9 protein-coding genes are annotated in these 13,398 nt (G+C 55.7%); 7 read left to right on the top strand and 2 right to left on the bottom strand.

The features are described 5' to 3' along the window. The first annotated feature begins 338 nt into the window (after positions 1-338). The 5 genes from ACR0KG_RS09720 (at position 339) to ACR0KG_RS09700 (ending at position 6,928) form a co-directional block, all read left to right on the top strand. Entirely contained in the window at positions 339-2,516 is a 2,178-nt protein-coding gene (locus ACR0KG_RS09720) for a serine/threonine-protein kinase (protein ID WP_480547959.1), read from the top strand. A 211-nt stretch (positions 2,517-2,727) separates the two neighbouring features. Continuing rightward, positions 2,728-3,705 carry an FHA domain-containing protein gene (locus tag ACR0KG_RS09715; protein ID WP_480827138.1) on the top strand — a complete coding sequence of 326 codons (978 nt, stop codon included), beginning with the start codon at positions 2,728-2,730 and terminating at the stop codon, positions 3,703-3,705. Between the two features lie 3 nt (positions 3,706-3,708). Then, positions 3,709-4,494, top strand: a complete 786-nt coding sequence (locus ACR0KG_RS09710; protein ID WP_480547961.1) for a PP2C family protein-serine/threonine phosphatase — start codon at positions 3,709-3,711, stop codon at positions 4,492-4,494. Between the two features lie 19 nt (positions 4,495-4,513). Then, positions 4,514-5,776: a substrate-binding periplasmic protein gene (locus ACR0KG_RS09705; RefSeq protein WP_480547962.1), complete on the top strand. Its 1,263-nt coding sequence runs from the start codon at positions 4,514-4,516 to the stop codon at positions 5,774-5,776. Between the two features lie 45 nt (positions 5,777-5,821). Then, positions 5,822-6,928 carry a peptidoglycan-binding protein LysM gene (locus ACR0KG_RS09700; protein WP_480544071.1) on the top strand — a complete coding sequence of 369 codons (1,107 nt, stop codon included), beginning with the start codon at positions 5,822-5,824 and terminating at the stop codon, positions 6,926-6,928. A 49-nt stretch (positions 6,929-6,977) separates the two neighbouring features. Here ACR0KG_RS09700 and ACR0KG_RS09695 read toward each other — a convergent pair whose 3' ends face one another. Together ACR0KG_RS09695 and ACR0KG_RS09690 are read right to left on the bottom strand one after the other, a co-directional pair. Beyond that, a complete protein-coding gene (locus tag ACR0KG_RS09695) occupies positions 6,978-7,832 on the bottom strand; it encodes a polysaccharide deacetylase family protein (protein ID WP_480547963.1) in 855 nt (284 codons plus the stop codon). 4 nt (positions 7,833-7,836) lie between these two features. Further along, positions 7,837-9,609, bottom strand: coding sequence for a carbamoyltransferase family protein (locus ACR0KG_RS09690; RefSeq protein ID WP_480547964.1), 1,773 nt, complete (start codon positions 9,607-9,609; stop codon positions 7,837-7,839). Positions 9,610-10,145: 536 nt separating this feature from the next. On the opposite strand from ACR0KG_RS09690, the gene ACR0KG_RS09685 reads away from it, so the two are divergent. Further along, the gene (locus ACR0KG_RS09685; protein ID WP_480827137.1) at positions 10,146-11,717 is read left to right on the top strand and encodes a carbamoyltransferase C-terminal domain-containing protein; all 1,572 of its coding nucleotides are present in this window, start codon (positions 10,146-10,148) and stop codon (positions 11,715-11,717) included. A 99-nt stretch (positions 11,718-11,816) separates the two neighbouring features. Continuing rightward, complete coding sequence (locus ACR0KG_RS09680) at positions 11,817-13,343, top strand: hypothetical protein (protein ID WP_480827136.1); 1,527 nt, start codon at positions 11,817-11,819, stop codon at positions 13,341-13,343. Positions 13,344-13,398 lie beyond the last annotated feature (55 nt).

Genomic DNA, 13,398 nt, shown 5'->3' with positions numbered 1-13,398 from the left:
ACGACTCCCGCGAAGATTGAGCTGCATCGCAGCGATTCGTTGTCGCCCAAATCCGATTCTTAACAGTTTCGGAATCGTCGACCAGAACGCTCCAATCCGGGTAAGAAGCTTTGGATTGACGATCTTAAAAATCAATATGTTGATCTCTGATATCCTAGTAATCAATATGTTGATAAACGTCCGAAACGATCCATAGTGAAGCCATCGGGCGGCCCCAATAAAGTCTAATTTGAAACGTCTAACCGTTCTCAAGTGACCTGCGGTTGTTTTGGGTTGTCAGTTTCGGGCGCTTTGCCCGGTTGTTTTACCGCAAAAATGTGTAGAACGGGCGGATTGAAATGAGCCACAACCAGGCAGTCGGTGCATCGCACGACGAACCACATATCGAAGGATTGGAACCCGGCGCAAAGCTGTTGCGCGGACAGTACGAAATCCTTCGCTTTCTCAGCAATGGTGGGTTTGGCATTACCTACCTTGCGCGGGATAGCCTTGAACGGGATGTGGTGATCAAGGAGTGCTTCCCGGGCGCCTTGTGCCGCCGCAACGGTGACCTGGTTGAGCCAAACGATCCCGCACTCAAAGAAGACCTGCGCGCTATTATTGACCTGTTCATTCAGGAAGCCCGCAACCATGCCCGCCTTGTGCACCCCAACATTGTCGATGTGCATCAGGTCTTCGAGGACAACGATACAGCCTACATCGCAATGGATCTTATCCGTGGATGCGACCTGCTGGACTATGTAGAAAATCCCGACACCGAAAGCGGCCCTGACTTCATCGTTCAGGTGACCGAAAAGATGCTGTCGGCGGTATCATTCATTCACCAAAGCGGCATGCTGCACCGGGATATTTCGCCCGACAATATCCTGATCGACGAAAACGGTGATCCGGTCCTGATCGACTTTGGCGCCGCCCGCGAACAAGCGGCAAACAAATCCGCAGCCCTGTTGACCCTGCGGGTGATCAAAGACGGGTATTCACCGCATGAATTCTACGTGCGCGGGGCCGAGCAAGACCCAAGCAGTGACCTCTACGTTCTGGCTGCCACGCTCTACCACGCGATCAGCGGGGAACGCCCGGTCGACGGTCAATCTCGGCTGAGCGCATTCAACAATGGTCAGGACGACCCCTATGAACCACTGACCGGTCGCTTCGAAGGTTATCCCGAAGGCTTTTTGGAAGCGATCGACAAGGCGATGGAAGTCCACGCAACGGATCGCTTGCAAACCGCCCTGGATTGGTTGCGGATGTTCCGTGGCCCAGGTGTTATGTTTGACACATTTGCCTATCGCCCAGTTTCAGTGATCGTGGGCATGGATCGCAAGGACAAAGAAGAAGAGAAAGAGCGGATCAAAGCAGAGACCGAGAACGCCGAAGCCGTTGTGACCGCGCTGCTGGCTGGCAACTCTGACATCGCACTTGGCAATGAAGACAAAAAAGAAGACGAACTGGCCAAGTTTACTACAAAGGAAGACGCTCCGGTCGCCGTGGATACCGTTGTGCAAAGCGGGTCGGGCAGCAACGGCAAACTGCTTGCAGGTGTAGCAGTTGTGGCCCTGGCGATTGCCGCGGGTGGTTACTTCGTAATGTCCGGTGGCGACAAAGCGGCCGAAACGACGGCAACAGCCTCGGTGGCAGAGCCCGAGACGCAAGCGGAAGAGACCGCCGTTGTTGCACCGGAAACCACCGCTGAGCCATCAGTGGAAGAGACTTCAGAGGCGCCTGTCGAGCAGGCAACCTCCGTTCCTGCGGGACCGGCTGCCACAGAAGCAGCCGCCGCAGAACCGAATACCGACGTGGCAGAAGAGGTTACAGTCACTGCTGACGCGACTGACACCGAGGTGGCGACCGTTGAACCTGAAGCTTCGGCCGAAGTTTCAGCCTCGGCAGAGCCGACGATTCCTGGTGTGCTTGCTGAGGATCAGGTTGCCTTCGCGCATTGGGATGTTGACATCCCGTTCTCGGTTTCGCGCCGTCGTGCGGTTACCGGAGACACGTTTGCTGTAACCGCCGTAAATCCGGGTCAGGACATGTCGGTTATTGGTGACTGGATCCAGCGTGGCGCAACGATGTTCACACTGAACGGTGACCAAATCCGCTCTGACGCATCTTTTGCGGGCCAGGTTCTGGACGGCTTCAATGTTGATCCCGACGGATACATCCGCGTCGCAGCACGGTATCGCCTGCGGGGTGAAACCCGTGTCCAGAATGGCTTGATGGCTCTGCCCGCAATCCGTGCCCTCGGGCTGCAGAATGGGTATGAATTCACTGTGCGTAGCGATGGAGCGGACGGATGGCAAACCGTTGTATCCAACGTGCCCTCAGATTCGGCGGGCGATCTACGCGACGGAGATGTGTTGCTGAGCGAAGCCCAGACCGAAGCAAATCTGAATACCGCAGAAAGCTTGGATGAAACGCTTGCTACGCTTGTGTCCGAAAACAAACCCATAGCGCGCTTCACTGTGTTGCGCGGCGGGGTTGAAACAGCTGCAACGATGCAGCTTGAACAGGAGTGATCAGACCGGTTCCCAAGTGATCTGCCAGTGTTGTGTTTGCTGAGGATGGCATTTGAGAAAGTCCATTCTGACGGGGGCCGGACCGTCGCAGAGAGTTACAAGTTCCAGTGGTTTTCCAAAATGATAAGTGCCGATGTGCCCACCGCGCAGAGGTAAGTTGTGGTCCCAAGGCGCATAAGTTGTGTGCCGTTCAAATGAAGGTGTCGACGCCATGTTCAAATACAAAAGCCCTCTGAGCCGGCTTCTAGAAGGCGCGGGCAAAACAGAAGAAAAAGACGCTGCCGAAAGCGTTGCACCTGCCGAGGAGACTGCGGAACCCATCGCCGATTTCAACGCACTGCGCCAAGCTTTGGCTGGCGGCAACGCGACATCCGAAACCTACGAGGATTCGGATGAATTGATGCCGGAAGAAAAGATGCCGGACTTCGCCGAAGAGGCTGCAGTTGGAACGCCTGAAGACGTGGTCGAAGAACCTGTCGAGCAACCGCTTCAAGAAGACCATCATAGTGGCACGCAGAACGACGAGGTGTCCCCAGAAGCCCCTGCCGAAGGCGATCCGGTTGTAACAATACGCCTTGGCACCGAGGACAGTGTGGGCGTGGTCGATGAGACGCCCGAAGCACCCACCGCAGAGGTCGAAGAACCGGCTCCAGCAGCGCCAATCGAAGACACGGCGCCAGCAGAAGAGGTTGCAGGGTCTGCACAGACACCCGCTGCTGCGCCTGCCACGGATCGCCGAGCGCGTGTGAAAACAACCTTCCTGGGTTTCGAGCGCGCAGATACCCATGTTCAGGACATGATGGAATCTGCCGATCCCGTCACCAAGACGGAAACCGCGCAGGAAACCTTCCCGGTTGGCTGGTTGGTCGTCACTGCCGGACCTGGTCGCGGGGCCAGCATAACTCTGACCGAAGGCCTGATGCAAATCGGCCGGAACGACGATCAGGCGATCCAGTTAGATTTCGGCGACACTGGCATCTCTCGCGAAAACCACGCGGTGATCGCCTATGACCCGGAGGATCGCAAATGCTATCTGGGTCACGGTGGCAAGGCGAACCTGGTGCGTTTGAACGGCAAACCCGTGCTTAGCACCATCGCCCTGACCAACGGTGATCTGATCCGTATCAGCGAAACCTCGATCCGCTTCATGTCCTTCTGTGATGACGGCTTTGACTGGCGGGATTCGTAACTGATGTTGGCGACTCCGGCATATGACATTGCCCTGATCCTGAATCAGGGTCAGCGCGACTCGCAGGAAGATGCCGTCGCCGCGCGGACCTTCGATGCAGTCGATGCGGGCTATATTGCAGTCGCCGATGGCATGGGCGGTCACGAGGCGGGTGAGGTTGCCTCGGAGCTGGTGATCAATGCCTGGCGCGATGCGCTGGATGATGAGCTGGATGTCGAAACGCTGTCAGAACGCTCACTTGTTGATGCGCTGCCGCTTGCTGCGATGCAGGCCAATGCATCCATTGCCAGCCACAACGAAGAACAGGGCTTGGGCTTTAACATGGGCTCAACGCTACTGGGTGTGCTTTTGCTGGGCCATCGCGTCTACTGGATTTCGATCGGTGACAGCCCGTTCTATCTGTTCCGGGACGGCGCGCTATCACAGATGAACGAAGATCATTCGATGGCACCTGCGATTGACGCACAAGTTGCGCAGGGGACCCTGACCGAAGAACAGGCCCGTGCGCATCCGGATCGAAATCAGCTGACATCGGTTGTTATGGGCGGTGCAATCCCAAAGGTCGATTGCCCCGAAGAGCCGCTGAACCTATCCGCGGCTGACATCGTTGTCCTCGGCAGCGATGGGTTGCAGACCCTTTCAGACAGCGAAATCCAGGATGTGCTGGCTGAACACCAGAACGCATTGGCGCAGGAGATCGCCGATGCCTTGCTGCAGGCCGTTTTGGCCAAGGCAAAACCCGATCAGGACAACCTGACAATCGCGGTCGCGAAACCAAACAAATCATAACAGGCAAAGCAACCAGATCATGAGAAAGCACCTTATAATATCAAGCCTTGCACTTGCCGCTGCCACCGGCGCGGCCTGGGCGCAAGAAGCGTGTTCAACCTATGAAATCCAGCGCGGCGACAGCCTGCGTGAGTTGTCTATTCAGGTCTATTCAACCGAGGATTTCCGCGTCATCTATGATGCCAACCGTGATGTAATCGGATCCAACCCCAACATCATCCGTGTTGGTGATGTGCTGACAATGCCCTGCCTTGAAGATATCGGCCGCACCTCAGTCCTTGTGGACACCGAAGAAGGGCGTCTGGCGACTGAAATGGCGGCTGAGCTTGTAAAAGCGGCGGAGGAACGTGCCGCAAAAGCGATTGCAGAAGCCGAGGCACGGGTGGCCGCCGCTGAAGCCGAAGCCCAAAAAGCCAGTGAAGATGCAGTGATTGCCGCAAAGGCTGCGGCCAAAGATGAGATCGAAGCGGCGCGCGCCGAAGGTGCGGCGTTGATCCGTCAGGCACAAACCGGTGAACGGCCCGAGATCCGCGACCGGCAGCTTCTGCTGATCACGGGCGGTGGTTTCATGCCCTTCACTGATGAATCGCTGCCGAACCGCGGGCTGTACACCCACCTGGTAGAAACCGCGATGCTGCGCGCCGCACCTGAACAGGGTTACAAAATCCAGTTCGTGAACGACTGGTCCTCTCATCTGGACCTTTTGATGCCGACGCTGGCGTTTGATGGCACGTTCCCATGGTCGCGCCCAAATTGCGAACAGGCAGAAGCCTTGTCTGAAAGCGATCGGAACCGGTGCGAAACCTACAACTTCTCGAACCCGTTTTATGAAGTTGTGGATTCATTCTTCGCACGCGAAGGCTCGGGCTATGAACAAACACTGAGCTATGCGGATTTCGCCGGGACAACGATTTGCCGCCCCGAAGGCTGGTCGCTATCGCATATGGATGCCGTCAGCCTATACGAGCCGGTTGTCACCCTGTTGCGCCCGGTCGACCCCGATGATTGCTTTCACGCCGTGATCGAAGGCCGCGCCGATATCGTTGCCATCGAGGCCCATCTCGCGGTCGAGGCGATCTCGCGTCTAGGCTACCAGCACCGCATTATCGAGAACCCCAACCTAGCGGCGGTAAAGTCGCTTAACGTCATGACCCATAAAGATAACCCTGATGGGGAAGCGATCCTTGAGACGCTAAATCAGGGACTGGCAATCATGCAGCAATCCGGAGAGTGGCGCGATATCGTGTCGACCGCTCTGCGACATCAAATGGAAAATGGATAAGGCCCAGCACGGCCTAAGAAACCTACAAGTCTGGAGGAAGTGGACATGTTTGAACTCAATATTAAGAAAGTGGTGATGTCGGCCACTGCCGTCACTGCACTAAGCGCTGGTGCAGCAGCCGCGCAGCAGGCCTGTACGAACTATACCGTTTCGGATGGCGACACGATGGCGACCATCGCGATCGCGGCATATGGCACGTCAAACTACCAGCCAATCTTCAACGCGAACCGCAACATCATCAGCAACCCAAACGATCTTGAGCCCGGCATTGTTCTGGCCCTGCCTTGTGAAGATGGTAGCCTGCCGAACGGCCAGTCCGCGCAGGACATCATCGCAGCAGAAGAACAGCGTGCTGCCAGCGTAAAACGCTCGAATGTCTATGCCCCACCGATCAAGATGGTCGCGGGTAACGGCTGGGAGCCGTTCACCACTGAAAACCTGAGCGGCGGCGGCATCATGACCCGTCTGGCCACCACCAGCCTGCAGCGTGCAGGGAACAGCCGTGAATATTCGGTCAGCTTCGTAGATGATTGGTCCTCGCACCTGGACACACTGTTGCCTCTTGGCGCGTTTGACATTTCTATTGCCTGGACCGTACCCGACTGTACCAACCGCACCTATGAATGGTCGGCGGCCACCGAGGCCCGCTGCACGCAGTTTGTCGCATCGGTTCCGGTATATGACATCGTTGGCGGTTTCTTCACCCTGCCTGATAGCGAATATGCAAGTGCGACGGATTTCAAAGATCTAGAGGGCGCAACGCTCTGCCGTATGGCGGGCTGGAGCATGGTCGTTCTGGAAGAAGTTGGTCTGAACAGCGACAACTTGACTTTGGTCCATCCCAATTCGGCGCGTGAGTGTCTGGATGCGGTCTTGACCGGTTCCGCAGATGTGGCCGCGTTTGAGGTCGACCTGTTCGCATCTACCATGAACGACATGGGTCTTGGCTCGAATGACATTGTCGAAAACCCGTTCGTTTCGACACTGTCGTCTATGGCCTTCCTGGCGCATCGCAGCAACCCGTTTGCCCGTGAATACATCGCGATGATGAACAAAGGTCTGAACGAAATGCGTCAGTCCGGCGAATGGTATGCGATTATTTCGGATTCTCTGCGCGAGCAGAACGAGAAGCTGAATTCAGCTTCGAACTAACCCTCGGTTCATCCGAACAAACTGGGCCGATCCTTTGATCGGCCCTTTTTTATTGAGGGATCAGTTGATCCAATCGACCGGATAGCCCTTCGGGAGGCAACAGCCGGGCAATCTTGCGCAACAACCGCTTGCCACCCAACCGCAGCCACTGATTTTGCCGAAGTCCCCAATAGGCAGCAGTTTTCGCCCCCAAGGCGGCCAGTTCCTGTCGTGATACGCGAAACGCCTGATGGCCTGATATCTCATACGGATGCAGATAGATATGTGGGGCCAACCCGTTGGATTTAGCCTGTTCAATCAGATCCCTGGCCACATTATCTGGTGCGAGTTTCAGGTAAGTTCCGCCCAGACGTATCTGCGGCCCCCTTCCCCTGTATTGCGAGGAAAACAGCGGCAACACATGCAGCGTTGACAGTCGCATCTTATCCGCAAAGTCCCGACATTGATCCGGGGACCCAAAGAAAGACGAACTGTCATAGTCGAAATACTGTTGGATTAACTGGTATTGCTCGGGCGTTTCGCGATTCACATGAAACTTCGGTGCGCGAAAACCTTTAACAGGAGTATTCGCCACCGTTTGTAATTGATCTTTCGCACGCGCCAGCATGGCGTCGACGGTTTGCACCGACTGCCGGTTCATACTGTCATGATAGTGATAGTGGCAGGCGATTTCATGCCCCTGCCCTGCAATATGTGCAATCAGGTCCGGGGCGCGCTCCGCGATCACGCCTGTACAGAAGAAGGTAGCCTTGCTTCCGTCGAGGCCACCGTTTTCCTGTAAAAAGCCATCAATCAGTTCATAGCTCTGCCACAGGGCCTCTGCGCGCAATGGACCGGTTTCCCAGATACCAAGATCGCGCTTCAGGTCGTGGGCGAAATCCTCGAAATCAATGCTCAGATACACGTGGTCACGCCACTGCTTTGCTAGGGCTTTCCTCTTTCAACGCCTCACGCAGCACAACGAAATCCCCGATGACCAGCGCATCTACACCCGAGGCCGCGAAGGTCGCGCAGGCATTGAGTGGCGAATAGACAATCGGTTCCTGAATGTTGAACGAAGTGTTCAGCAGAACCGGCACCCCGGTCTTTTCACCGAACTTCGTCAGCAAAGCGTGGTAGATCGGGTTGGCCGTTGGCGAAACCGAATGCACGCGCGCTGTCTGATCCGTATGGGTGATGGCCGGGATGTCTTTTGCCCGGTCATCGCGCACGCGGGCCACGATGTTCATGTAAGGGCTGGTTTGGTCGATCTCAAAAAAGTCCGCGGCAGCCTCTTCCGCGACGCTGGGTGCGAAGGGGCGGAAATGCTCACGCTTTTTGATCTTGGCGTTGATATCATCACGGATACTGTCCTGCCGAGGATCCGCCAAAAACGACCGCGTGCCCAAAGCTCGTGGCCCAAACTCGGCCCGCCCCTGGAACCAGGCGATGATCTTGCCATCGGCAAGCAGTTTCGAGACCTGTTCGATCAACTCATCCTGCGGCAGCGCGGTTTGAGGCTGCGCGCAATAGTCGTTAAGCGCCATGGTAATCGACGCTTCATCCCATTCGGCACCCAGATAGGGATTGCGGACTGACGCCATGTCGACCTGATCATGCGGGATACAAGCCAGTGCCGCGCCAACGGCACAACCCGCATCATGCGGTGCGGGTGGGATGATGATCTCGTCAAACGTCCCTTTCGAAATCAATGTGCCATTTGCCGTCACGTTCAGCGCACAGCCGCCGGAGATAACCAGTTTGCGCAGGTCGGGATTGGCTTTGCGGACCGGCTCTAGCACGTGGTGCAGCGCGTCTTCAAATGCTGCCTGAACCGAAGCGGCCAGATCGATATGACGCTCATTTGGCACAGTTCCGGGCTCGCGCGCCTTGCCGAACAGTTCTTCCAAACGGGGGTGGAACACACCGCGCAGCGCCGAGTGATAGTCGCACAGCGTTGTGTTCACCCGGTAGCCGCCGTTGTCTTCCAACAGCAGGATCTCTTTCAAGATCGCGTCTCGATAGATGGGTTTGCCATAGGGGGCCAGCCCCATCATCTTGTATTCGCCTTCCAGCATCTTAAAGCCCAGAAAGCCGGTGAAAGCGGAATAGAAGTGACCAAGAGAATTTGGCCAGCGGTGATCGGCGATCTGCTCACGCTTGCCATGGCGCATCGTAGTGACAATGGTCGAGCTTTCTTCGCCACCGCCGTCATAAGACAACGATACAAAACTGTCCCAATCACGCATCGCTTCGGCGTACAACTGATGGGTCAGGTGGTGATTAATGTAATGCAATTTGAAATCGCAAGGCCCGTGTTCCGAGGTCAGAATCTTGCGGATTTTGAACAGGTCCATCCAGCCGCTGTCCTGCGGCGTTTCTCCGCCACTGCCTGACGAGAACAACGCGCCGATTCGCGTTGTCACGCCTTTGGCCGCCGATGGGCTTTGCAAAATCTTGCGCACCGTGCCCATTCCGCGCCCGGCCATGCGCCAGGGCTGCCAATACACGGCGACCTCGTCGATATCTGCGAATTTCAAACCGCCGATCCGAAGCACTTCCGAGATTGCATGATGGGGAAAAGCACCGTCGTTCTTGACCCGAGTCAGACGCTCTTCTTCAACTGCGGCAACCAGTTTTCCGTCTACAAACAACGCCGCTGCGCTGTTGTTCATCGTTGCCAAACCCAAAATTACTGACATAACCTAAAACACCCTTGGCCAAATAAACTGCCGTCAACGCGCACACCGTAACGGCCTTCGTATTCGCTGTGCAAGGATGTAGATCACACAAGCGCCACAGAAATTACGCAAGTCTACGTAAACTGGCTGAACGGTCTGAAAATCAACGTATTTGTCTGAGGTATTGTGCAATCCGCTGCAGATGTCTCTTTGCGCTGACTGGTTTTGAACTGCGAACAATCCCCTGGTTTTGTCGAATCCGTTTACGATTTCCACCCTCACAGGATCAAACACCACGCCCTCGGAAAAGAGTGTTTACAACACCCCTGTTCGGTCTGTTAGGTTGCAGCCGTTGAGTTTGGCATTTGGTTTGGTTTTCGATTTTCAGGTTTGCGTATGTTCCAATCTCGCCAATGTTTCAGCCCGTTCGATTTTGCGGGATCATGGCAAGAGCGCAGCAAGAACAAACTGTTATGACGGGGATAGCCCGAATACTGCCTGTAAAGGCGGCGCATCCTGATGAATGAGATACCGACCCGATTTACGAGGTGCAAGGGATGAAGATTCTGTCGTTCAAATCTGGCCATGACGGCACCGTGGCGGGAATCGATTGTACGAACAAAAGCCTGTTGTTCTCGTATGAGGCCGAAAAGAACAGCTTTCCCCGATACACGCCGGTGACCCCGGATACGTTCATTGATGCGGGGCTGTGGTTCAAGGATCTGCCAGAGATTTTGGCTCTCAGTGGCTGGTCCAGCAGCGGAATGGATCATGTCACCACCTCTGGTGCGGGGTACTTCGGCATAGGCCAGGGCTCGGAAAGCGTGGGCAAACGTACCTTCTTTGGTAAAACGGTCGACTACTACTCATCCACGCATGAACGGGCTCATATCTGGTGCAGCTATGCGCTGTCACCCTTTGCACAGGGTGAGCCCTGCTACGTGCTTTTGTGGGAAGGCGCCTTAGGCGATTTCTATGAAATCGACCGCAATCTGAACATTCATCATCGGGGCCAAGTGATGACCGCACCAGGCAGCCGGTTCGCGTTCCTCTATGCTCTCGCCGATCCCGAGTTTCCGATTTCGGGCGGTGAGATGCGCCCGTCGGACCCAGGTCGCCTGATGGCCGCTTGCGCCTTTGGCGCGGCTGGTCCGGTGGACGAAGATGAACAGGCGTTGATCGATCAGATCCTGTCAGTCGACCTAACCACGCACCCGTTGCGCAAAAGCTCATTCGTAAACTCGCCGTTTTTTAATATTGGCACCGACAGCCAGCGGCTCAAGAATCTGGCAACCAAATTGTCAGACGCCATATTCTCGCGTTTTCATCAGTTCGCGGAAGAGAACCTGAAAGAGGGTTTGCCACTATTGATCGCCGGCGGCTGCGGCCTGAACGGAAATTGGAACGCACAATGGGAGAACAGCGGCTTGTTCCGGGAGGTGTTTGTGCCGCCCACCACAGGGGATTCCGGCTGTGCAATTGGTACGGCTGTCGATGCAATGCGGCACTATACGGGGCAAGCCAAACTGGATTGGTCGGTCTATGCTGGTCAGTCTTTCACTGACGACAAGGTTGAGTTGGAGGGGCTAAAGGCCTCGGAACTCAACCTGAAGACCGTCGCGCAAGCGCTTTACGACGGAAAAATCATTGGATGGACGCGCGGCAATTGTGAAATCGGCCCACGCGCGTTGGGCAATCGGTCGATACTCGCTGCCCCGTTCAACGCAGAGACTCGCGCCAGGCTGAACCGGATCAAGGGACGCGCAGAAAACAGCCCCGTTGCCCCGTCTTGCCTGGAAGAAGACGCCGCGCTGCATTTCGCGATGAAAGGCCCTTCGCCCTATATGCTTAGCTTTCATCAGGTGACCGATCCGAATTTGGCAGCTGTAACACATGTGGACGGCTCGGCCCGCGTGCAGACCGTTCGGCGTGACCAGAACGCGTTTTTCTATGACCTGCTGGCCGAGTTCAAATCGATCTCGGGCACCGGAGTTCTGTGCAATACTTCACTGAACTTCCGAAACTCCGGGTTTATCAACACCTCCAGCGATCTGGCGCATTATGCGCGGCAGGTCGGGCTGGATGGTTTTGTAGCAGGAAACACGTTTTACGAGATTATCGACGGTTGAAGGTATCTAAGTTCGGGCATCCGGACAAACAGTTCAATTCCGAGTATTGTGATGAAGAGTAATGAGTCTGTGTTCAGCACGTATCAAGGGAGGCCGGCAATGAGAACGGCCGATACTATTCATGTAGAAAAACCCGATCTCATGTGGTGCGCAGTGATAGTGCTGCTTGCGGTGGTATTGTTCTTTGCCGCGACCCCGTGGGGTATCGGAGTCCGTCCGGATTCGGCCTCATACCTTGGCTTTCCATTCTATTTTCAGGGGCATTCGCCAGGATACATCTGGGCAATCGATATCGTCGAAAGCCTTGGAATGGGCCCGCTGACTGCGGCCACCGTGGTCAACCTGTCTTTCCTATGCCTGAACGCCTTGATGACGTTTGCACTGGCGCGCGGGCTGGGAACATCCCGTCTGATCGCCGGTTTTGCGGCGCTTTTGATCGTAACGTCTCCTTTGGTGTTTGAACTACATGTGACCGTCCTGTCCGAAGGGATGTTCATCTTTCTGATGCTGCTGACACTGGCACTGCTGAGCGTCTATGTTGGCACGGGTGCTGTGCGGTTTCTAATACTGGCCGGGCTTGTGTCGGTTCTGGTGTTCCTGACCCGTTTCAATGGCGCGCCTATTTGGGTCGTGGGGGTTTTGACACCCCTTTTTCTGGGACCACAGGGTATAAAAACCCGCTTGCTGCATGCCGGAGCCTTTCTGGCCGCGGTGATCGCCCCGCTGATGCTGTGGTCATACATCGAAGCCGCAGCCGGTGGATCGGGACTTGGGCGAGAGTTTGCGTTTCTGGGCAACGCAACATGGGCCATTCTGATACAGGGCGCAAACTCGATCTGGGTGTCGTTCTTCCCGAATGTGGTGCCCGATATCCTGAAGATCGCTGTCAGCCTGGTTCTGATCGGTCTGCTGATCTGGATTGTCTGGCACGAAACCATGACCCGTGTGGTCAGGCGCGCGCCGGATGCGGATGACCGGTTTGCCACGTTCCCGCTGTTGGCGACTGTCTATATATTTGGTCATTTCGCGCTGCTGCTGTTGTCGATCCTGATCGAGCCAAATCTACCTTTGAAACCCTCGTATTTTGCGCCGGTCTATGTGCTGCTGATTATCATGGGATCCCACTACTGCGCACACTTTGTGGCGGGCGACGGCTTGCAGCGCTGGACCGGGCTGGCCCTGTTAGGGCTCGGCGCGTTGGTTCTGATCTCAAATATAGCCAGAACCGGAAATCTGATTACCGAGTTTCGGGAAGAGGGCATCTTTTTCGCAGGTCCAAAATGGTATCAATCGCCGCTGGCGGCTGAGATTAGCAAACTGGACCCCGAAACATTTGTGTATTCCAATGCCCCGGACGTGGTTCATCTGGTCACAGGGTACAAAACCACCTGGTTACCAATGAAATTCAACCGACGCACGGGGTTCGAAATCCCCGAGCGGCCCTATGCCAAAACGCTAGGTGAAATGCGGGAAGGTTTGGCAAATGGAACAGCTGTCGTTGCCTATTTCGATGATGTGACATGGCGGTTCTACCTGCCCACTCAGGACGAGTTAACGCAAGAACTGAACCTGACCGAGGTCATCCGTACAACAGATGGAACTCTTTTGAACACGTTGGGCAATTAACGACGTGCCGACCGGCCTGCCCTGCGGTTACACTTCCTCAACTTAACTAAGCTGA

The sequence above is a fragment of the Ruegeria sp. H4 genome (assembly GCF_056533065.1).
The sequence above is the reverse complement of the archived record's forward strand: the minus strand, read 5'-3'. Positions and strand labels throughout refer to the sequence as shown.